This window comes from Vibrio sp. T3Y01 (assembly GCF_013114525.1).
GTDB classification, from domain to species: domain Bacteria; phylum Pseudomonadota; class Gammaproteobacteria; order Enterobacterales; family Vibrionaceae; genus Vibrio; species Vibrio chagasii_B.
Map to the genome: position 1 here is coordinate 229,912 of NZ_VTXJ01000004.1, position 21,672 is coordinate 251,583.

Consider the following 21,672-nt stretch of genomic DNA (forward strand, 5'->3'; position numbering starts at 1 on the left):
AATGGCTCCCGTTTTTTTGTACCTGTAACTTAATAATCGATAAAAAATAATCGTTGGTATTCACTAAAGTTATCCGTCTGGTAGACGATATATTAAATGTTAAGGCTGTATAAGCTGTCGTTTATTTAGGTAGGTGTTGTGTGAAATTATCTGTAAGAAAAAAGCTTTATGCTGGGTTTGGCTCAATTTTGGCGGTGCTTGTTACCTTAGTTACCATCGTCTGGTTTGAAGTCATTGATGCCCATAAAAGCGCAGATGAAATTAGAATGGACGATGTTCCGGGTACTGTTACCTACCTTGTGCTGATTGATGAAGCGGGTGATGTATACCGAGATGCGCTGGGTGCAATTACACTGGTTGATAACGCACTGAATGACTATCGCACTAATAAGAGTGAGTTCGCTCAGGCTATTGAACAGGCAAAACGCTTGGAAAGCAGAGGCTCTGAAGATCATCGCCGTATTCTGCGTATTGAAGAGTTAATGGGACGCTTTACACAAGAGTTTGAATCTAAGCTTATACCCAAGATCAATGACCAATCAGCACTGCTATCAAACATGCAGCAGCTTCGATCCTTGTATGAGGCAAATCTTATCCCAATTGAAAACTTGCTGGATCAAGCATCTGCAAATGAGCGAGCGGATACCGAGCAGTCGCTACTGATACTCACCGATACGTTTACTACTATTGAACGCACTATCATGGTGTTGTCTGCGATTGCTATCGTCTTCGGTTGTGTGATTGCGTATATGTTGTCGAGTTCTATTACTAATCGCCTGACTCGTGTTGAACAAGTAGCACGCCGCGTGGCAAATGGTGATTTAACCGCAGCTGACATTACCGATGAGTCTGGTGATGAACTAGCTGATCTTGCTAGTTCGATTAACCAGATGCAGAAGTCGTTAGTGGACTTATTAGGTTCTATTTCTTCTGTGACGCACGAAGTTCAATCTGTTACTGGTGAGCTATCTTCTATTAGCCAAGACATCGTAACGGGCGCTTCTGCTCAAGCTGATAAAGCGAACTTGATTGCAACGGCTGCTGAAGAGTTAAGCTTGACCATTTCAGAAGTGGCGCAGCAGGGTACTTCGACTTATGAAGAAGCACGCCGCTCTGAAACCTCTGCAGAAGATGGCCGCAACGTGATTGTCGAAATGGTGGCGAGTATTCAACAGGTGTCGACTCAAATGAGCGATATGTCTCTGCAAATGAATACTTTGGGTTCACATGGTGAGCAGATTGGTAGTGTAATTAAGGTAATCGAAGACATTGCTGAGCAAACCAATCTTTTAGCGTTAAATGCGGCGATTGAGGCGGCACGTGCGGGCGAATTCGGTCGTGGTTTTGCTGTGGTTGCCGATGAAGTACGCGCGTTAGCGGAGAGAACGACCAAAGCGACACAAGAAGTGTCTGGTATTATTCAGTCGATTCAGTCTGGCACTCAAGAGGCGGTGACTTATACCCAAGATAACTGCCGCTTAGTTGAGATTGGTGTTGAGCAAAGCTCTGGTGCTGTTTCTGCCCTAGAAGCGATTGTAAGCGGTGCAGGCAATGTACAAAGCATGGTTAACTCTATTGCGACCGCAGCAGAAGAGCAGACCGCTGTGACCAAAGAAATTGCTGCAGATATCACGGCAATCAGCGATATCTCTGAGCAATCCTTGCAACTGGCAACGCGTAGCTCAGAAAATACTTCAGGTCTGAACGGGAAGGTTGCGGAGCTAGAAGCCTTGGTCGGTAAGTTCAAGCTCGCTTAGTTTCTATTTATAGGGGGTAAAACCTACCCTTGAATGCAGACAACGAGAAACAAGCCCAGCGATTCAATCTTTATTGAGTGAGTTGGGCTTTTTCGTGGCTGGAATCTGGATTCAGACACGGTATACTCCACCTTCTATAACGGAGCTAGCCTTTACATGTTCGATATTCTTCTCAATCACTCTGATTTTTTACTCATCAATAAGCACCCTGGAATCAGCGTCCACAAAGACGATGGTGATACCATGCTGCTTCAAGAAGTCGCTAAGGCAATCAATGAGCCTAAGCTATATCTCGTTCATCGTCTTGATAAAATGACTTCAGGTATTCTGTTATTAGCCAAGAGTGCATCGGCGGCTAGTGAGCTTTCACAACTATTTGCTAAGCGCGAAGTGGAGAAGTACTACTTGGCGATTGGCTCTAAGAAGCCGAAGAAAAAACAGGGTTTAATCTCTGGGGATATGGAGCGTTCACGACGCTCTAGCTGGAAACTCTTAACAACCAAAGAAAACCCAGCGATAACTCAATTTCTATCAGCAGCGGCTGAACCTGGTGAGCGACTTCTTTTATGTAAACCCTTTACAGGGCGCACGCACCAGATCCGCGTGGCGATGAAGTCGATAGGCTCAGCCATCGTTGGTGACCCAATTTATAATCCATCGAGTGAGGCTGACAGAGGTTATCTGCATGCCTTCGCGATTCGATTTACTTATCAATCACAAGCCTACCAATTTGTCTGTGACCCAAGGAGCCTACACTCTTTAGGCGAGAAGTGGCACCAAGAAACCGTATCTAACGGTTTGAACGGTTGGCTTGAACCTTGGTCATTAAGTTGGCCAAAGCTAAATACTAAGTGAGTGAAATAATGGAAGCATCTGCTTTACCTGTATTTTTTGAACATATCGAACAACAGCTAAACGAAGTACCTAACGAGCTACGTCGTATTTTTCATGGTCGTGGTAAGTTTTGGCCAGGCCTAGAACAGATCACATGTGATTGGGTCGATGGCCAATTATTGGTGAACGTGTTTAAAGAGATTGATGACGCGTTTTTGTCATCGCTTAAAGACGGTTTGCTAGCGCTGACCAGCAAAGACATTTGGCAAACCAAGCAAGGTACAAGCATCGTGCTTCAACACCGTTACGCTGACGGCGCACCTTCGGAAGTACTGTGGGGTGAGCTTAACGACTCTCCAGTGGTTGTTGAGCATGGCCTTAAGTATCAGCTAAACATTGGTCGTAACCAGAATTTTGGTCTGTTCCTAGACATGCGCAATGGTCGTCAATGGGTGCAAGATAATGCCAAGGGTAAGAATGTTCTTAACTTGTTCGCATACACTTGTGGCTTCTCTGTGGCTGCAATTGCGGGTGGCGCTCGTCAATGTTTGAACGTTGATATGTCACGTGGCTCACTGAACAAAGGCCGTGATAACCACCGTTTGAATGAGCATGACATGCGCTCTGTGAATTTCCTTGGTTACGATATCTTTAAGTCGTGGGGAAAAATCAAGAAGGGCGGTCCTTATGAGTTGGTGATCATCGACCCACCTTCGTTCCAAAAAGGCAGTTTCGCGCTGACTAAAGACTACAAAAAGATCTTACGTCGTTTGCCAGAGCTTCTAACGGAAGGGGGGGAAGTGATCGCGTGTGTGAACTCACCAGCAGTGTCACCTAACTTCCTTATCGAGACGATGGCAGAAGAAGCGCCAAACGTTGAGTTTATTGAACGCTTAAACAACCCACCTGAGTTTGTGGATGTCGACCTTGATTCAAGCCTCAAAGTACTGAAATTTAGAATTAACACGTCTGCTGATGCTTAATTGAACCTCAGCATTAGAAAAGAAAACGCCACTCATATTGAGTGGCGTTTTTGTTCTTGTTTGTGTCGTTTGTTAGACCGCTAACTCTCTTGCTGAGTCTTAAGAGTTTGGAACCCAAAATAGATACGCATAAATGTGGTGAGCCAACATGCTGCACCAAAGGTATAGGCGATAACAGCAAAGTGTTGTGGCCAAATACAAAAGGCAATGAAACAGGCGATGGTCTCTGTCCCTTCGGTTAGGCCAGACATGTAGTAGAGCGACTTGTGCTTGTACACTGGATTCTCAATACCTCGTTTGCCCGCCATCACCGCAAACGCCAAAAAGCTACTGCCTGTACCGATAAAAGAGAAGATCAAAAATGCGCCGGCAATGGCGTTGTGTTCTGGATTGGCAATCACGAAACCAAAAGGGATCAGTGAATAGAAAAGGAAATCTAAACTGATGTCGAGGAAACCGCCCGCATCACTGATACCTTGGATTCGAGCCAAGGCGCCATCAAGCCCATCACAAACTCTGTTGAAAATGATGAAGCCCAACGCCCACTCATATTGCTCAAACGCTAACGCCGGAAACGCCAAACAACCGACCAAAAAACCGAATAGGGTGATTTGATTAGCGGTAATACCGACTCGATTCAGTACTTTTGCAGACTGGTTTAATGGCCACTTGATGACCTTTATTGAGTACTTATCCAGCATGGTTGCTTCTCCATGGCCAAGAGAGTACTTGAGCCCCTTGAGGCACATCTGCTTCGTCGTGCGTCACCATCAGGGTTGGGATATTAGCTTTGGTTAATTGCTCAAATACCCAGTCTCGAAATTGTGCTCTGAGCTCTTGGTCTAACTTACTGAATGGTTCATCAAGTAGAGCCAATTTAGGCTTCGCCAATAACATACGAGTTAAACTGATTCTCGCTCGTTGGCCACCAGAAATCTGATCGGGAAAAGACTCTGCTAAGTGTGTCAGTTCAATGTCTTTTAACGCTGCCATGGCTTGCTGTTGGCGAGCAGAGCCTTTAACCGAATTAGGTAGTGAGAATGCCAAGTTTTCCCATACTTTTAAGTGAGGGAACAATAGATCATCTTGAAAAAGAATACCGACCTTACGTTGGTGTGATGGGAGATCGTCCAGTTGAATGTCATTCAAAACAACACTTCCAGAATACGAAAACTCTTCATTCAAGTGGCCTGCGATGGCGTCCAATAAGGTGGATTTACCGCAACCGCTCGGTCCCATCAATGCCAGTATCTGGCCCGATTCTAATGTTACATTTAGCGCTGAAAACAGCGATTCGCCATCGGTTTTACGGATGGCGAGGTCGTTGAGGTACAGACTCATTACTTAAGAAACCTTTGAAAGTAAGACGGCGATATCTGAGTTGAAGTCGGCTGACTAATATCGCTAAAGAGAAAAAGAACAGAGGCAACAAGGCCTGCCAAATAGCATAAATGGCGGTCACTCTACGGTCGAAGCCGCTCGTTAGGGCGACAGATTCTGTGGTGATGGTACTAATACGCCCTGCACCTAGCATCAGTGTTGGTAAGTATTGAGCCAAACTCACGCTGATACCAACGGCCCACGCAAAGGCAATGGCAGGTAATAAGATAGGTAGCTTGATGGAGTACCAGCTTTGAAATGGCGATTTGCCCAAGCTGAGTGATGCTTTAATAAGTCCATCGTTGAAGCTTTTCCATGGTCCATCTAAAGATAAATAGACAAATGGGAAGGCGAAGAATACGTGCGCCCAAATCACCCAGAATTCATAGGCATTACTTCCTACATACAGCGTGGTGACTTGCATACCAAATAATACCGATAGCTGTGGGATCAACATCGGAATTGCGATAACAAAACCAGGCACTTGCCACTTGTATTTGATTCGGTACTCATGAGCAATCAGTGCAAGGACCAGCGCAACTGAAGCTGCGATTAGACCAATCCATAAGCTTTGACCAACGGTACTCATGATGCCATCCCATTCAAATTCCCAAAAGCGCATGCTGTAGCGACTCGGAAGTAAGTCAGGGAAGCGCCAACGTTGAGCCACGCTCCAAATCATCATCAAAGGAATGATTGCGAGTGATAGTGTTGCCAAAGCTGTGAATACGGTTTTTCCTGGTAGTTTAATGCCTGTTCGCCCCGAATATTGCCAAGCTCTAAAGAACTTCAATACAGCCCATTCAATGAAGCGGGCTAAGGCGATGATCAAGGACGCTAAGCCAAACAGAACAATAGCGCCAGCCGCTGCTCTCGGCAGTAGGTTAAGATCGGGATCGTTAAACCATTGCCATACTAAAACGGCAAAAGTAGGCGGGTTAGTTGGGCCAATGATTAGCGCAATATCGACAACCGATACGCTGTAAGCGAGCACCGCCAACATTGGGAAGCGAAGCTTGGTGAACCATTGTGGGAAAATGCACTTCCACCATATCTGTGAGCGACTATAACCCAATGAAGCACTCACCTTAGTAATACGCTCAACGTCAATTTGCTGAAGTATCGATATACTCATGAGCAATAAGAAAGGCACTTCTTTAAGTGCCAACATAATGATCAAGCCAAATGCATACGGATCTTTTACGAGTAACGCTAACTCGGAACTGGTCGCGGATTCACCAAGCAAATGATGCACAGCTCTCGCTCCGAGACCTGTCGGGCTAAATAGAAAAGCAAAGCCAATGGCGAAAGCCACATGGGGAATAGCCAGCATAGGTGAAAGGGTCAGTTCGATCTTTCTCCAAAATCGGTTTCTCCACGAAGCTTGGAGAATACAAAAGGTAAGAAAGCATGCGATGTAGCTGCTCGCAATCGCAGAACCAAGACTCAAACCAATAGAGTGCCAAGCGCCTTCCCATTGGAATACTTGGCTAAAACCGTTGAGAGAGGGCTCCATCAACCCTAAGGGCGGGATATAACTGAGTGACGAAGCCACTACTCCCGCTACCCCAGGAATTGTTGGGATAATGCATACCACTATAACGACAAAATATAGAGCACGTAGCATCGAGCTTAGTTACCGTATCGTTTTAGCCACTCTTTCTCGAGTGCGTTTTGCCAGCTTGGGTGTGGTTCATCAATCGATTTAAATTGCTGAGTATTCTTAGCGCTACCTGTTAGGTACTTGCTGCTCAATACTGAAGGGTCACCCCAAACATTGAGGTCACCTTTGCGCGATTGTGCTTCTGGGCTTAACAAGAAGTTGATGGTCACTTGTGCGCCTGCGGTAGCATTGGCATTCCAAGGGATCGCAAGGAAGTGGATATTAGATAAAGCACCGTTTTCCAACGCATAAGCTTTGGTTGTTTCTGCTAAACGACCACTTGATTGCGCTGAATACACAGAGTTTGGATTGAATGTAATTGCGAGGTCGAGTTGTCCGTCATCCAAAAGCTGAATGCTCTCTGATGTGCCTGCAGGGAATTGTTTACCACCGCGCCATGCAACTTTGTGGAATTTATCTAAGTAAGCCCATAATGGTGCAGTGATCGCTTGGAAGTTCTCTTCTGAAACAGGCTTCGCGAGTTCAGGGCTGTTGTTGGTTAGCTCAATCAGTAAAGACTTAATAAAGCTAGTACCATGAAATTCTGGTGGGCGAGGGTAGCTTAAACGGTTAGGGAATGCCTGAGCGTAGCTCAACATCTCTGAAAACGATTGTGGCGGATTGTGCAGTGTTTCTTGGTCGTGAATGAACACCAATTGCCCAACGCCCCAAGGTGCTTCTAGCCCTTCCGTTGGTTCAGAAAAGTCGACATCAATGGGTAAAGACTTATCGACGTACTTCCAGTTAGGAAGGGATTCTGTAAATGGCCCAAACAACAGTTTGTTGTCTTTCATTGAACGGAAGTTCTCACCGTTGATCCAAACGATATCGACACTGCCTTCGCTATTCTTACCTGCGGCTTTCTCCGCAAGTAGGCGAGTTGCTGTTTCAGCGATATCTGTGACTTTTACATGTTTTAACGTTACGCCATAGTCACTTTGTAACTTCTTGCCTGCCCATTGTAGGTAACGGTTGATCTCTTGGCTTCCGCCCCAAGCGTGAAAGTAGACAGTTTGTCCTTCTGCCTGCTGTTCTATTTTATTCCAGCTATCGGTGGATGTTGCTTCATCAGCATAAATGGTTGCGCTGTAGGCAACGGTTGCCATGATTCCTAACGTACTTACTATCTTGTTCATAAACTTTTCCATTTGGTAGTGAACGGGCAAGAGCATTGTGTTTTCGAACTCCCTTGGCCATGTCGACCTTTCGTGGCTAACGAAAGATCAACACGGCATAATAGTTATTCTATCTGTTTCTCAAATAAATTCTAATTCAACAGTAAATTCAATCAATTACTTGAGAAGACCTAGGGAGTTCTCAGTTGAGTTTTGTTCAATGTGTAGTTATCTATGAAACTCAACAGACTCTGGGCTTTTGCCATCCTAGCAACAGACCGTTGAAGCGGTGAATTAATTACACCTAAATGAGGTTTTTTTGTTATTTATTGGAGCTTGGCACGAAAAGCGGGTGTGAAGAGTGGTTTTGAGTAGATTGAACTTTGAAGCGGACAATAAAAAAGGAGCCATGGAGGCTCCTTTTCGGTATTTGATGTCGATGACAGATTAGTTTACCCAGTCACGAATTGTGTACGTTAGCGTGTGTACATCGTTTTTAAGTACTAGCGTATCTTTTGTTAGGGTTACGTCGCTCCACTCACTTAGAGTAGCAGAAACTGATTGCTCGATGTCCATCGCTGAGCCGTGACACATTTTCATAGTCATGCCCATTTGCTTAATGCGGAATTGACCGTCTTTCAGCTCGCCTTGGCCAAAGAAGTTGTTACAACCAGCTACGCCGTTTGCAGTCATCTTTTCACCGATTTCTAGGCGAGGTGTCGCTTGGTGTTCGCTTTTCTCAATGTCCTTGCCATCAATTTGCGCAAGTTCCCAATTATGGTGCTGTAGATCGGTTGGTGTTACTTGCATCGCGTTATCACCTGTTGTTGTGCATGCTGCTAGCATCATAGGTAAAGCGGCTACTGCTAGTAATTTTTTTGAACTAAACTTCATATTATAAGGCTCCAAAGGAAAAAACGAAGTTACCGAAAATCTGTAACTTGATGGTTTAAAAGTATAGTTTACAAAACACTATATGTGTCAGTATAAGGTCATAGTTTAGTATGGATTTCGTAGGCGTGGCGACAACTTAATCGCTTATTTTTGAGATAGTAAGCGTAATTTTGAATGTGTAAGGAGGCATGGTGGAGCAGTTAGAGTTTTTCCAAGTTCCAAGCCCTTGCGTTGGGGTTTGCTCAAGTGATGACAAAGGCTATTGCAATGGTTGTATGCGCAAAAGAGAAGAGCGCTTTAATTGGATGTCGATGACTCCCGCAGAGCAATTGCACGTGATAAAGCTGTGTCGTCAGCGCTATAGACGAAAAATAATGAAGCAAAAAAACTTGGTTGGTAAACAGGTCGACGAAGAGGGAAATACAAGTCCCCAAAGAGATCTTTTTGGCTAAAGAGGATGTATTAAGATTTTATTTAACTCCGAAGTAACTATTACTTTACATAATGGTTGGGGTGTAATATTAAGATAGGTACCTTTGTACCAGAGGAGTGGTGTCGGTATGAATAAAAAGAACGTAAAACTCAAAACAGAGCCCGTCAAAGCACTGGACCGAAAACCGATTGGGGCGAAAGATGACCCTGAAGAGAGCCCACGAGATTGGCACTCGATGTCAGAAGAAGAGCGAATGGAAATCCTTTCTCACCTTTCAGACATGCCTTTTCAATAACACCACGGGTTCTTCAGAGCCTTGCTTTAATGGCACTTTCTCAGACAAACATATGATTTGCTTTCGTCACACCCCGATGGTAAGTGCAAAATGTATCATCGGCCTCGGTGGTTTTACTGTGGATCTTAATGTTTGTGATAACTTCTACAGCCCCTGCATCGTAGCAAGCTTGTTCTGCTTTTTTTACGATATCGAGTAATTGGTTAAGTTCACCTTTCATCGTGGTTTCCATCGCACCGACTTGGAAAGGCACATCGGCAGCTTTCACAACTTCAATAGCTTTATCAACCACTTCGAAGTTGTTGCCTTCTTTAACGCGAGGGATCACTTGGAAGGCAACCATCACTTCTTTTTCTCTTTTTAACTCAGACACTTTCTGCTTACTCAATGATTGGAAGTGGTTGCAGATGATAGGTTAATGCGGAGATTAATTCTACAGCAGCAAAGCTGGTGGGTTTTTCTTGGTTTTATTTACTACCCCAATGATCGCTAACCCAGCCACCAATGTGTTCGTCAAAATGATTACCACTGAATCTTTGGTTGCGTTCAACCGACGTATCACAATCTTCTTTGTTATCGATTAGGGTTTGAATGTAGTTTGCCATCGGGTCATTGGAACGTTGACGATCTCGGCGAGTTGCCACTTCCTTTATCAGTTGTAATCGATATGTAGAGCTAGCACGTTTCATTTCAATGACCTCCTGGTTTTAGACACTAATAGAAAAATCTAGTTGCCAGATATAGGGGCGTCAACGTGTTCAGAAAGTATTTTTTTTGAGCGACCAAGAATCAATACCTTGCCTTCGTAATTCATAAAAATGTCATCTAACGAGCAGCATTATTGTCATATTTAGGTCTAGGAAGCGGCTATTTGAAGCGCAAAAAAGCCCAGAAAATTCTGGGCTGAATTTAATTGAAATGACAGCCTCTAAGTTTGAGCACTGAGGTTGACTCGTTGCTATCGCTCTACTTTGATCTCGTTGGCTTAGCGCTGTTGGATCTAGAGCTATTCGGTTTGCTCTTAAACTGTTTGACGCTCTTCTTTTTCGCCGTTCTGCGGTTTGCCATTTTGTCTTTCGGTGGGCGCTTACGAGCCGTTGATTCTGATGCTGGTTTGTCTGTGACTGGGAAGCCTTCCAATGACTGTAGCGGCAGTGTTTTGTTGGTTAAAGTGCGAATGGCAGTGAGGTAGTCAGTTTCACTGTGGCTGACCAGCGAGATTGCACAACCAGTACTTCCTGCTCTCGCCGTTCTTCCAACGCGGTGTACATAAGTCGCTGCATGAGGCGGTAACTCAAAGTTAATGACAATAGGTAGCTGATCAATATGGATGCCACGAGCCATAACATCGGTCGCGATAAGCACACGGGTATCACCATTTTTGAAGCTGTCTAACGCCTGCGCGCGCTCTTCTTGGCTCTTGTTACCATGTAATGCACTCACGCTGATTTTGGCTTTGTTTAACCGTTTGGTTAATGCGTCTGCATTGTCTTTCGCGCCCATAAACACCAATACTTGTGGCCATGGGTTCTGATTGAGCAGTGCGATTAATGCCTGAGCTTTACTGCCTTTGTTTACTAGATACAGTGTTTCTTCAATCGTTTCGACAACGCTGTTTTCTTGATGCGTTGTGATCTTCTCTGGGTTTGATAAAAGCGTTTCAGCCTGATTAATCAACTCTGGAGGAAGTGTCGCTGAGAATAACAGTGATTGGCGTTTAGTCGGCAGAGCTGCGGTGATCGCTTGAATATCTGGCCAAAAGCCCATGTCGATCAATCGGTCAGCTTCATCTAAAACCATTGATGTGCATTGAGTTAACTCCAACTCGCCACTTTTAATGAGTGCAAGCAGGCGCCCTGGTGTAACGATAGCGAGCTGAGGTGTGGTTGATAATTGCTGCTGTTGTTCATCTGTATTCACACCGCCCGTGAGCGTTACTGTTTTGATACACAGGGCGGTTGCGATCGGTTGTAAAGACTCAGTCACTTGAGATGCTAGCTCGCGCGTTGGAACGATGATCAGTGCTTGCAGTTTATTCGAATCTTGGTCGATGTTGTTTAGCAAAGGTAAGCCAAAAGCCAATGTTTTTCCGCTGCCTGTTTGCGCTAATGCAAGTACATCTTTTCCGGAAACAATCTTAGGAATGGCCGCTTGTTGTATCTCAGTCGGCTTATCGAATTGAGATGGGATAGCAGCAACGGTTTTTACTTTAAGGCTTAGGTTATCAAATGACATAAATGAACCAAGTATCGAAAGGGAGATGAAGTCTAACAGGGCTAGAAATGTTAGAGAATCAGTTTTGTTTGCTTCACGATAAACGTAATTATTATATGCGCTAACTTAGCACGCTAGCCATACTAGTTAATTAAGCGTTGAGCATATTGTAATGGTATCAATTGGACGTACAATGTCTGCCCTAAAAACCTTCACTGTATGAGAACAAAATGAGTTGGGATAGTATCTGGCTGTTCATTGTTATTGTCTTTTTTATTGCCATTATTCCAGGACCCAATGCCTTGCTTGTACTAAGCACTGCGTTGACTCAAAGGAAGTTGTTCGCATTTGTGAATGTGTTGGGCGTGTCATGTGGTTTCTTTTTCCACGCTTTTATCTCTGCAAATGGTATCAGCCTGTTATTGTCGAAAACGCCAATGGCATTTGAGGGGCTGAAGTGGGTGGGTGTGTTGTATCTTATCTGGTTAGGTTACAACCATTTTCGTGCGGCACTGCGTGCTCAAGAGGGCGTGCTTTCTGTCGTGAGTGCATCCGGGAGCAAACTCTATAGCCAGTTTTTTAAAGGGCTACTTACGAATCTGCTTAACCCGAAAATCGTCCTGTTTTATCTATCGATCTTCCCTCAATTTGTGACTACAGATGCAATTGTCTCCGACAGCCTGATTCTTGGCGGGATTCAGGCAATGGTTGTTTCAATGTGGTTCTTAGTTGTGATTTTAATGGCAGATACCTTCAAACGCTTGTTGGTTCAAAAGCGCACCTCGCAGATGATGAATATTGTATGTGGCGTGCTATTTGTTGGGTTCAGTATTCAGCTGGCTTTATTTCAGCTTTAGGTTTTATGATCTTTTATGAGGTATTGAGGCTGAGATGATACGACTCATATCTCACTTTTTAGTGAATCATAGGGAATCCGTGACTCTCTACACAAATGCCTAAAGCAATAACGCATAATGTCGATATAATAGTCAGTTATTAGTTTGGTGAATATCTAAGTTGAGTTACAAACTGGGGCGGAAGGCTATTCGGTTGTTCGATAGTTACGAATAGTTGAAATGAACGGCCAGTTTGCTACTGCGAATAAACAGAGACAGGGAGTCACAGATGAGTGAAAAGTCATTCATTCAGAAGCGCAAATATTACCGTTTGAAGTACCCACACAAGGCACGTCCGGTGATGCGAATTAAGGATGAGCTTTTTCATGTCAGTGAGGTTTCTGAAAAGGGTGTTCGCCTTATGATGCGTAATATCATCCCGGTATATCGTGGCTTCTCTATGGCAGGTACTTTGAGGCTGCACGGAAACAACAGTGTCACTATTAGTGGTGCCGTGTTACGCCAAGAAGGCGATGAAGTGATTGTTAAGTTATCACAAGGCCCAAGTTTTAAGGATATGGTGTCTGAGCAAAGGCACATTCGAAAGAAGTACCCAGTCTTTTTTGCAAGCCTGAGAGTCGCATAACGGCGTCTAGAGCTAGGTGGCTCAATCAATCGTTAATCATAAATAAACACTAAAAAGCCCTAGCACTTTCGCAAGTGCTAGGGCTTTATTCTATCGATAGGCCTGCTTTTGATAGCCAAGACTCTTGTTGCCAGATTTTTATAGATCTAGGCTTATGAGTAAAGCTAGGGCGCGTAGTTAGCTTTATAGCTCGTCTACTGTTGCCCAAACTGCCGCTAGCATGTCGTGACCAAACGCAACACTGCGCTCTGGAGACCAGCCGTAAAGTTCGTCAGCGTGGCTGATGTGATCTTTAAATGGCATCTCCACGGTGTAAGCCAAACACTTGAACTGCTCACCAATCCAGTTTGTGCCAACTGTCATGTTCGCTTTTCCTGGCTCGTCTTTATCGTAACCAAACTCATCTTGGAACTCTGGTGTAATCGTGAGTAGTGCTTGCTTGAAGTGATTCTCTAGTTTAGCAATGCGCTCGTTATATGAAGGCGTGCCTTCGCTACCTGCTACAAAGTTATATGGAATCGCTTCGTCGCCATGAATGTCTAGGCACAGGTCTACGCCCGTTTCTAGCATGCGCTCGCGAACAAGGAATACTTCTGGGCTACGTTCCATAGAAGGCGATTGCCATTCACGGTTCAGGTTAACGCCAATCGCATTAGTACGAAGGTGACCGCGGATACTGCCATCTGGGTTCATGTTAGGAACAACGCGGAATACTACGCTGTCTAGCAGAGAACGACCTACCGTGTCTGTTTCGTCAAGTAGGCGCTGAAGCAGGCCTTCAATCAACCATTCAGCCATTGTCTCGCCAGGGTGTTGACGACCAATAACCCAAATGTTTTTCTTCTCTTCACTTGGCTCACCAATGGTTAGCAAAGTGATGTCATTGTTGTCTAACGAGTGGCCCAGAGTTTCAAGCTTACAAGCCGGGTGCGTTTGCGCGCTGTGCAGAAGATCTTGGTGACGATCGTATGAGTACGGTGCGAAGTACGCGAAGTAAATTGAATCGTGCTCAGGAATGATATCGAAGCTTAGCGTGTCGCCATCGAACTGAGATGGAATACGGAACCACTCTTCGCGGTCGTACGATGCAACCACATCGTAATCTTTCCAGCCTTCAGGGTATGCAGACGTTGCCAGTTGACCGATTTCAAAGTGGTGTGCTTGTTGAGCATCGCTTTCTAAACGGAAGTGGAACCACTGAGAGATTTCAGTCTGGTTGTCTGCTGGGATAGTCAGTTGAATGTTTTGTGGTGAATCTGCTGAAACGACGTGAATGTTGCCGCTTTCGAAATTGCTGAAAATTTTCATTGTAGTTTTTATCTCGTAGTTGAGTTGCCGTAAGACTAGCACACTTTTTTTCGAGCAAACCACTAACTAAATCGTAATGAGATGTTATTTCAACTATCTCATTTTTAGTGGTCTATTTTTCAACAACCCACTTTCCAACTATCGGCGCTGGCAAGTGGTACACCCACGACAGGCAGAACGTGTGTGGCGATCTAACTTGCTACGTTGCACCTTGCAATAAGCGTTTTTTAGCACTCTTCGTCCAGAAAACCAATCATCAGGTTTCGCAAGAATCAGATAACCATTAAATCGCTTAACGAGTTCGATTCTGTTTTGCTCGATGAACTTGCTATCAAACCCAATTTCAAAGTAATCAAGCGCTTGTTCGATGGAGGTGAAGCTCGCTATTTTTTGCTGGAATTCTGTTTGGTTCATGGAGTGAAGAGTTTATGAAAAGAGTTAGCCGACATTGTATTAGATTTACAATTTACTTCTTTGATTTGGGAGCGAGTTTAGTGTCTTTATTGTTGGATTAATCAGTTATTGAAATCTAACGCGAGCCTTGTATTTGCATGGTAATTGGGTTGTTGGGGCGCTAATTTTTAAAAGTGACATCAAGCTCTCAGAAAGGTTCATTTTTTGTTCCTCAGGTTGCGATTGATGATCCAAATCAAACAGATCTACCCCTAAAGTACTATTCTGATCTCAATTGTAACCAATTGTTGAAGATGATTAAGAATTATGACAATAAAAAAACGTTATATCGCACTAATAGCGGCGGTTGGTATAGGCATTGGCTGGTTAACCTTAGGGGGAACTGCAGCCGTTATGCACTATACATCGAGCACTGAGTTTTGTGTTTCTTGCCACACGATGGAAGCACCTCACAAAGAATACCAAGGTTCAGTTCACTTCAGTAACGCAAAAGGCATTCGAGCTGAATGTGCCGATTGCCACATCCCAACGGATCCGATTGACTATGTGATCACCAAAGTAAGAGCGTCTAAAGACATCTACCACGAATTCATCTCAGGTAAGATCGACACACCTGAGAAATACGAAGCACATCGTGAAGAGATGGCTGAAACAGTATGGGCTCAATTCCGTGAGAATGACTCAGCGACGTGTCGCTCTTGTCACGAATTCGATGCAATGGAAGAGTTCGAGCAATCTCGTGATGCGGCGAAAATGCACGCTTACGGCCAAGAGAACAACCAAACGTGTATCGACTGTCACAAAGGCGTCGCGCACTTTGCTCCTGAAGCTCAGCTAGACAGCAAAGCGTTCGATACCCTGATTGCCTTTACCAAAAACACGCCAGCGGATGCGAAAGTGGTTTACCCAGTAACCGACATCGCAATGGGCGAATTCGGTAGCGTAAACCCAACGGCCGAACTTGAAGTGGTTAAAGCTGAAGGCGACAACCGTACGGTGACTCTGAATGCGTTCCAAATGAAAGGCGCAGAGCAAGTGCTTTACTTCGGAGAAGGTCAACGTGCAATCGTTGCGACACTGACAGACAAAGGTCAAGAAGCACTGACTACCGGTGAATACGAAGCCGATGCTTACGGTAACGAGTGGCGTTCTGTTGCGTTAACGGGTGACATTACTGATCCAGTTGTCGATAGCCTAGACCCAATCTGGTCTTACGCAGAAGAGTTGGACAATGTTTATTGTGCAACGTGTCACGCGAAGATTCCTTCAAACCACTTCACCGTGAATGCTTGGGGACCTGTTGCGAAAAGTATGGGCGACCGTACCGACATTTCTGAGCAAAACCTTGAGCTGCTGACTAAGTACTTCCAAAACCACGCGAAAGACGTTGTTGGTCACTAAAGAGAATTAGAAGGATAAAATTATGACTAATATGACCCGTCGTGGATTTATGAAAGGCACAGGTATCACTGCTGGTGCGTTGGCATTCACATCCTTGACGCCGATGAGCGCAATGGCTTCTGACAAGCGCGGTTCTGGTGTTCTAACATCAGGCCGTATGGGACCAATGCTGTGTGAAGTGAAAGATGGCAAGTTAGTGTCAACCACGAATGCACTGGCACAAACCGTTCCAAACAGCCTACAAACTACAGGCCCTGACCAAGTACACACTAAAGCGCGTGTTAAATACCCTATGGTTCGTAAAGGCTACTTGGCCAACCCATCGGCACCTGAAGGTATACGTGGTAGCGATGAGTTTGTTCGTATATCTTGGGATGAAGTGTACAAACTGATTCACCAACAACACTCACGTATTCGTAAAGAGCACGGAGCAGAATCGGTATTTGCAGGTTCTTACGGTTGGCGTTCAAGTGGTGTGTTACATAAAGCGCAAACACTTCTACAACGTTACATGAGCATGGCTGGTGGTTACTCTGGTCACTTAGGCGATTACTCAACAGGTGCTGCGCAGGTCATCATGCCGCACGTGGTCGGTTCGATTGAAGTATACGAGCAACAAACGACTTACCCGGTAATCCTTGAGCACAGTGATGTGGTGGTACTTTGGGGTCTAAACCCAATCAATACTTTGAAGATCGCTTGGAGCTCAACAGACTGTGCAGGTCTTGAATTCTTTCACCAGTTGAAGAAATCGGGCAAGACAGTGATCGCGATTGATCCAATGCGCTCCGAAACTATCGAGTTCTTTGGCGATAACGCTGAGTGGATTGCTCCGCACCCAATGACTGACGTAGCCATGATGATGGGTATTGCGCACACATTAGTGAAGCAGGGTAAACACGACAAAGAATTCTTGGGCAAATACACAACAGGTTATGACGTATTCGAAGCTTACCTAATGGGTAAAGAAGACGGCGTTGAAAAATCTGCTGAGTGGGCGTCTGAGATCTGTGGTGTGCCAGTGAAGCAGCTTGAACTACTTGCTGATATCTTCAGTAAGAACCGTACTATGCTGATGTCTGGCTGGGGTATGCAGCGTCAACAATACGGTGAACAACGCCACTGGATGTTGGTTACGCTAGCGACAATGCTAGGTCAAGTTGGTTTACCTGGTGGTGGTTTCGGTCTTTCTTACCACTACTCAAACGGTGGTAACCCTGCTCGTGATGCTGGTGTACTTCCTGCTATTTCAGCGTCGCTTGGCGGTGGTTCATCGGCGGGTAACGACTGGGCAGTTTCAGGATCTGTGAATGCATTCCCTGTCGCGCGTATTGTTGAAGCGCTAGAAAATCCGGGTTCAAGCTACCATCACAATGGCCACAACCTAACGTTCCCAGAGATCAAAATGATCTGGTGGGCAGGCGGTGCAAACTTTACTCACCACCAAGATACCAACCGCTTGATCAAAGCGTGGCAAAAACCTGAGCTGATTGTTATCTCAGAACCTTACTGGACAGCAGCAGCTAAACACGCGGATATTGTGTTGCCAATTACTACATCGTTTGAACGTAATGATATGACGATGACAGGTGACTACAGTAACCAGCACCTAGTGCCAATGAAGAAAGTCGTTGAGCCTCAAGGTGAAGCGCGTAATGACTTCGATGTGTTTTCGGACATGTCTGAGTTGCTTGCTCCGGGCGGCCGTGATGTGTACACCGAAGGCAAGACCGAAATGGAATGGCTATACGGTTTCTACAAAACAGCACAGCAAGGCGGTCGTGGTCAGCGCATCGTAATGCCTAACTTCAGCAAGTTCTGGGATGATAACCAACTCATTGAGATGAAGTGGAACGAGAAGAACGCACAGTTTGTTCGTTACGCTGACTTCCGAGAGAATCCAATCATGAATCCACTAGGTACACCAAGTGGTAAGATTGAAATATTCTCGAAAACGATTGAAGGTTACAAGCTTGATGATTGTCCTCCACATCCAACTTGGATGGAGCCAACAGAGTACACCGGCAATGCTAAAGATGGCGAACTGCAATTGATGACAGCGCACGCGGCGCACCGTCTACATAGTCAGTTCAACTACGCGAAGATTCGTGAAGAGTACGCTATCGCAGACCGCGAGCCGATTTCAATCCACCCTGAAGACGCAAAAGCGCGTGGCATTAAAACAGGTGATTTGGTTCGTGCACACAATGGTCGTGGCCAAGTATTGGTTGGTGCATTAGTGACTGATGGCATCAAACAAGGCTCTGTATGTATCCATGAAGGCGGTTGGCCAGATTTAGATAAAGATACAGGCCTATGTAAAAACGGCGGCTGTAACGTACTTACGTTGGATATTCCGACCTCTCGTTTGGCAAATGGTTGTGCTGCAAACTCTGCGCTTGTGAAGATTGAAAAATATACAGGTCCAGTTTTAGAACTGACGGCATTTGATCCACCTAAAAACGGCTAATCTTTAACGAGAAATAGCTAACCGAACGAAGCCAGCCTAATCGCTGGCTTTTTTTGATCCTTTTCTTGCGATGAAGACTATTACTCAATGTCGGCTAGACAATCCATAATAATCAATGACATCTAAGCGAGAAATAAGATCATGAATCGAATCAATCCAAAGAAACTACTTCGCAGTAAATGGACGGCCGTTAGCCCTGTAAAGAAAGAAAAGCACTTTATGGTCACAGAAGTAGAATTTGATGAAGGGGAGGTCGTGCGCTGCATGATAGAGGCGGTAATGACCAAACGAGAAGAAGACATCAATTGGCGTGAGCTTACTGATAATCAAAATTGGCTCCCAGGCTGGAAGTAGGGCTAGAAGCCTGTTTGATTAGAATCTGTTGTTAATGGCTAACTAGCGTTTATCGGATGCTCGACGCTCGCTTTTGCCAGTATTTGAGCCCCTCTAACACACCCTCAGCGTGCGTTGCTGTGCTGGTGTACACATTGTCTCTGTCTGATAGGTGCGCCACTTCTGGATAATGGTTAGCAACCAATATCGAATTTACACCCTCTATCGTTAGCATGGATGTGTCGTTTGCAGAGTCGCCCGCGACACACACTTCTTCTACGCTCAAACCATGCTGCTTGAGCAGGTGATGAATCGCAGTAGCCTTATTGACGCCCTTTGGTGTGATGTCCAAATACCAGTCGTGGGAGTAGGTGAGGTGTACATCTAACCCGTGCGACTCCAAGCTTGATTCAATCAACTCATGTTGAGGTTCAGACAGCTTCCCTTCAAAAGTAATCTTGTAATCTCCTTGATGATTTTCAAAGCGTTCGCCCATAAAGTCGAGTGGTGCGAGTGCTGTCTCTACTTTGGATTTGTTCCACGACGCTTCTAATTGATTGTGCCAAACATGATCGGGTTTTTGGGAGTGAACGTGATGAATTCTAGTGCCAACATCGCTGATAATGCTGTGTGGTTTAGGGTAGTTATCAGACGCCAACCCAACTCGAATTGACGGCAGAGTTCTTCCTGTCGCAATGATAAAACGGATATCAGGTTGCTCGGTTAGGTAGTCAAATAACTGATTAACGCCATGAGAAGATCCTCCATCCAGCGTCCCGTCAAAGTCACACACCAGCATTTTTATCATTCGAATTCCTTGTCTTTTTCTCTCATTCATCGCGGGAAAATGTCTATTTCTTTTATAAAGAATGGCTCAGCAGTGAGCACTCTACAAGTTGTCTTGTGGCTTAGATAATCGATATTGAACAGTTTGCAGCAAGTATCACAGTTGGTGTGATGTTTTGAAATTCTGGGTTGAAAAACTCGATTTTGTCTCGTTGGTTTTAGCCGATTCCCCTTTGGTTTTTAGGCTAAATACGAGTGGTGTATTTGATCTTTACAACAGGTTGGATGCTTGCATCTAAAACGTCATTAAATCTTAATAAATAGTTTGTATTCGAATTATTTGTACACGAACTATTTGGTCCTATTCTTGGTCTGTTTCGCGTATTAATTGCTCAAATGTAAAATAAATATTCAATAATCTATCAGTAAGCAATACATAATGTTGCAAGCGGTCTTGTTGTTTTAATATCTTTTGTTTTCAGTGTGTTGGGTGTTTGCAGCTTTGTTTTTAATCATTAATTTCTCTAGGGGATTGGTGGTTTTGTGGGTGAGTTACAGTACGAGCCCCCTTGATTTACATTGATTATTTACTTAGAGTGCTAATCGTTTTTTGAGTTTAAATAAGTAATTATTTAAATTTAAATAACCGTTTTTAAGTTTAAATAACAGTTTTTAAGCTTAAGTAACTATAAGTTTAGATAACTAAGAAAGGATTAGACTACATGGATCCCATACTGGAAGTTAAGGGACTGTACAAGGTGTTTGGTGAAGACACCGACCGCGCTTTTACGATGATTAATCAAGGTGCGGACAAAGACAAAGTTTTCGAAGAAACAGGTCTAACGATCGGCGTTAACGATGTTTCTCTTAGTATTCAAGAAGGCGAGATTTTCGTCATAATGGGACTGTCAGGATCTGGCAAATCAACCCTAGTACGCCTTCTTAACCGCTTGATCGAACCTACCAAAGGCAATGTGCTTCTTCGAGGCAAAGACATTGCCCACATCTCAGAAGATGAACTCCGCGAAGTTCGCCGCAACAACATCTCGATGGTTTTCCAAAATTTCGCTTTGATGCCGCATATGACGGTTATAGAGAATGCTGCGTTTGGTCTAGAGCTTGCGGGTATTGAAGTTGAACAACGAAAGCAGTCAGCACTTGAAGCGCTAGAACGTGTAGGTCTTGGCGCATATTCAGAATCTTACCCAGATGAACTATCTGGTGGTATGAAGCAGCGTGTTGGTTTGGCTCGTGCACTAGCATGTGACCCAGATATTTTGTTGATGGATGAAGCGTTCTCGGCGCTCGATCCTTTGATTCGTACAGAAATGCAAGATGAGCTTATTCGCCTTCAAAATGACGATAAACGAACCATTGTTTTTATCTCGCATGATTTGGATGAAGCGATGCGTATCGGTGACCGAATAGCGATTATGCAAAATGGCGAAGTGGTTCAAGTAGGTACTCCAGACGATATTCTTAATAAGCCAGCCAACGATTATGTCGAAGCTTTCTTCCGCGGTGTGAACGTGGCAAGCGTGCTTACTGTGAAAGACATTGCGCGTAAGAAGCCAGCCGCGGTATTTAAAAAGTCAGAACACGATGGCCCGGCGTCCGCTCTGCAAATTTTAATGGATAACGACCGCGAATACGGAATCGTAGTTGAGAAGAGCAGCCGTTACTCTGGCATTGTCTCTATTGACTCGCTTCGTAAAGCTCACAAAGAGAACAAATCACTCGTCAGCGCGCAGCTCGATGATGGATTAACGCTGAACCCTGATTTACCAATCAATGATGTGCTTGGCCTAGTTGGTGGTGTGCCTTACTCAGTGCCTGTTGTGGATGAGCAAGGTAATTACTTTGGCGTGGTAACTAAGTCACGACTGTTACAAACATTGGATAAGGGGTAG

General features: G+C 44.7%; 22 protein-coding genes. 11 read left to right on the top strand and 11 right to left on the bottom strand.

All coding sequences use genetic code 11. The features are described from left to right. Window positions 1-140: 140 nt before the first annotated feature. The 3 genes from F0232_RS06590 to F0232_RS06600 all read left to right on the top strand — a co-directional run bounded on the left by F0232_RS06590 (window position 141) and on the right by F0232_RS06600 (window position 3,574). The gene (locus tag F0232_RS06590) at window positions 141-1,757 is read left to right on the top strand and encodes a methyl-accepting chemotaxis protein (RefSeq protein WP_105059286.1); all 1,617 of its coding nucleotides are present in this window, start codon (window positions 141-143) and stop codon (window positions 1,755-1,757) included. Between the two features lie 156 nt (window positions 1,758-1,913). Next, window positions 1,914-2,612: a TIGR01621 family pseudouridine synthase gene (locus F0232_RS06595; protein ID WP_061031732.1), complete on the top strand. Its 699-nt coding sequence runs from the start codon at window positions 1,914-1,916 to the stop codon at window positions 2,610-2,612. Window positions 2,613-2,620: 8 nt separating this feature from the next. Further along, entirely contained in the window at window positions 2,621-3,574 is a 954-nt protein-coding gene (locus F0232_RS06600; protein ID WP_105059287.1) for a class I SAM-dependent methyltransferase, read from the top strand. An 80-nt stretch (window positions 3,575-3,654) separates the two neighbouring features. Here F0232_RS06600 and F0232_RS06605 read toward each other — a convergent pair whose 3' ends face one another. The 5 genes from F0232_RS06605 to F0232_RS06625 form a co-directional block, all read right to left on the bottom strand. Continuing rightward, window positions 3,655-4,275 (bottom strand): CDP-alcohol phosphatidyltransferase family protein, encoded by a 621-nt coding sequence (locus tag F0232_RS06605; RefSeq protein WP_105059288.1) that lies wholly within the window; start codon window positions 4,273-4,275, stop codon window positions 3,655-3,657. Beyond that, a complete protein-coding gene (locus F0232_RS06610; protein WP_061031729.1) occupies window positions 4,265-4,915 on the bottom strand; it encodes an ATP-binding cassette domain-containing protein in 651 nt (216 codons plus the stop codon). Before F0232_RS06610 ends, F0232_RS06605 begins: the two co-directional genes overlap by 11 nt. After that, the gene (locus F0232_RS06615; RefSeq protein ID WP_061031728.1) at window positions 4,881-6,581 is read right to left on the bottom strand and encodes an ABC transporter permease; all 1,701 of its coding nucleotides are present in this window, start codon (window positions 6,579-6,581) and stop codon (window positions 4,881-4,883) included. Before F0232_RS06615 ends, F0232_RS06610 begins: the two co-directional genes overlap by 35 nt. Before the next feature lie 5 nt (window positions 6,582-6,586). After that, entirely contained in the window at window positions 6,587-7,753 is a 1,167-nt protein-coding gene (locus F0232_RS06620) for an ABC transporter substrate-binding protein (protein WP_105059289.1), read from the bottom strand. A 426-nt stretch (window positions 7,754-8,179) separates the two neighbouring features. After that, the gene (locus F0232_RS06625) at window positions 8,180-8,626 is read right to left on the bottom strand and encodes an META domain-containing protein (RefSeq protein ID WP_061031726.1); all 447 of its coding nucleotides are present in this window, start codon (window positions 8,624-8,626) and stop codon (window positions 8,180-8,182) included. A 188-nt stretch (window positions 8,627-8,814) separates the two neighbouring features. Between F0232_RS06625 and F0232_RS06630 the strand changes: the two genes are divergently transcribed. Both F0232_RS06630 and F0232_RS06635 read left to right on the top strand, forming a co-directional pair. Then, window positions 8,815-9,078: a DUF1289 domain-containing protein gene (locus F0232_RS06630; RefSeq protein ID WP_081090307.1), complete on the top strand. Its 264-nt coding sequence runs from the start codon at window positions 8,815-8,817 to the stop codon at window positions 9,076-9,078. A gap of 108 nt (window positions 9,079-9,186) precedes the next feature. Beyond that, window positions 9,187-9,354, top strand: a complete 168-nt coding sequence (locus F0232_RS06635) for a hypothetical protein (RefSeq protein WP_162884289.1) — start codon at window positions 9,187-9,189, stop codon at window positions 9,352-9,354. A 40-nt stretch (window positions 9,355-9,394) separates the two neighbouring features. Here F0232_RS06635 and F0232_RS06640 read toward each other — a convergent pair whose 3' ends face one another. The 3 genes from F0232_RS06640 to F0232_RS06650 form a co-directional block, all read right to left on the bottom strand. Further along, window positions 9,395-9,697, bottom strand: a complete 303-nt coding sequence (locus F0232_RS06640; RefSeq protein ID WP_017065764.1) for a thiamine-binding protein — start codon at window positions 9,695-9,697, stop codon at window positions 9,395-9,397. A 124-nt stretch (window positions 9,698-9,821) separates the two neighbouring features. Continuing rightward, window positions 9,822-10,043, bottom strand: a complete 222-nt coding sequence (locus F0232_RS06645; protein ID WP_008222442.1) for a hypothetical protein — start codon at window positions 10,041-10,043, stop codon at window positions 9,822-9,824. A gap of 277 nt (window positions 10,044-10,320) precedes the next feature. Then, window positions 10,321-11,589 (bottom strand): DEAD/DEAH box helicase, encoded by a 1,269-nt coding sequence (locus F0232_RS06650; protein ID WP_061031725.1) that lies wholly within the window; start codon window positions 11,587-11,589, stop codon window positions 10,321-10,323. 209 nt (window positions 11,590-11,798) lie between these two features. On the opposite strand from F0232_RS06650, the gene F0232_RS06655 reads away from it, so the two are divergent. Together F0232_RS06655 and F0232_RS06660 are read left to right on the top strand one after the other, a co-directional pair. Then, complete coding sequence (locus F0232_RS06655) at window positions 11,799-12,425, top strand: LysE family translocator (RefSeq protein ID WP_061031724.1); 627 nt, start codon at window positions 11,799-11,801, stop codon at window positions 12,423-12,425. Window positions 12,426-12,693: 268 nt separating this feature from the next. After that, on the top strand, window positions 12,694-13,050 hold the full coding sequence (locus F0232_RS06660; protein WP_105059290.1) for a PilZ domain-containing protein: 357 nt from the start codon (window positions 12,694-12,696) through the stop codon (window positions 13,048-13,050). A 183-nt stretch (window positions 13,051-13,233) separates the two neighbouring features. On the opposite strand, the gene F0232_RS06665 is transcribed toward F0232_RS06660, so the two are convergent. Both F0232_RS06665 and F0232_RS06670 read right to left on the bottom strand, forming a co-directional pair. Continuing rightward, window positions 13,234-14,358, bottom strand: coding sequence for a M14-type cytosolic carboxypeptidase (locus F0232_RS06665; RefSeq protein ID WP_105059291.1), 1,125 nt, complete (start codon window positions 14,356-14,358; stop codon window positions 13,234-13,236). A 138-nt stretch (window positions 14,359-14,496) separates the two neighbouring features. Beyond that, complete coding sequence (locus tag F0232_RS06670; protein ID WP_105059292.1) at window positions 14,497-14,772, bottom strand: nitrogenase-stabilizing/protective protein NifW; 276 nt, start codon at window positions 14,770-14,772, stop codon at window positions 14,497-14,499. A gap of 306 nt (window positions 14,773-15,078) precedes the next feature. On the opposite strand from F0232_RS06670, the gene F0232_RS06675 reads away from it, so the two are divergent. The 3 genes from F0232_RS06675 to F0232_RS06685 all read left to right on the top strand — a co-directional run bounded on the left by F0232_RS06675 (window position 15,079) and on the right by F0232_RS06685 (window position 18,997). Further along, a complete protein-coding gene (locus F0232_RS06675) occupies window positions 15,079-16,173 on the top strand; it encodes a NapC/NirT family cytochrome c (RefSeq protein WP_061031721.1) in 1,095 nt (364 codons plus the stop codon). Between the two features lie 22 nt (window positions 16,174-16,195). Then, a complete protein-coding gene (locus F0232_RS06680; protein ID WP_105059293.1) occupies window positions 16,196-18,643 on the top strand; it encodes a molybdopterin guanine dinucleotide-containing S/N-oxide reductase in 2,448 nt (815 codons plus the stop codon). 141 nt (window positions 18,644-18,784) lie between these two features. Further along, window positions 18,785-18,997 (top strand): TIGR02450 family Trp-rich protein, encoded by a 213-nt coding sequence (locus F0232_RS06685; protein ID WP_102431639.1) that lies wholly within the window; start codon window positions 18,785-18,787, stop codon window positions 18,995-18,997. A 49-nt stretch (window positions 18,998-19,046) separates the two neighbouring features. Here the strand turns inward: F0232_RS06685 and F0232_RS06690 are convergent, their stop codons facing one another. Further along, the gene (locus F0232_RS06690; RefSeq protein WP_105059294.1) at window positions 19,047-19,784 is read right to left on the bottom strand and encodes an HAD-IIB family hydrolase; all 738 of its coding nucleotides are present in this window, start codon (window positions 19,782-19,784) and stop codon (window positions 19,047-19,049) included. 700 nt (window positions 19,785-20,484) lie between these two features. On the opposite strand from F0232_RS06690, the gene proV reads away from it, so the two are divergent. Then, the gene (gene proV / locus F0232_RS06695) at window positions 20,485-21,672 is read left to right on the top strand and encodes a glycine betaine/L-proline ABC transporter ATP-binding protein ProV (protein ID WP_105059295.1); all 1,188 of its coding nucleotides are present in this window, start codon (window positions 20,485-20,487) and stop codon (window positions 21,670-21,672) included.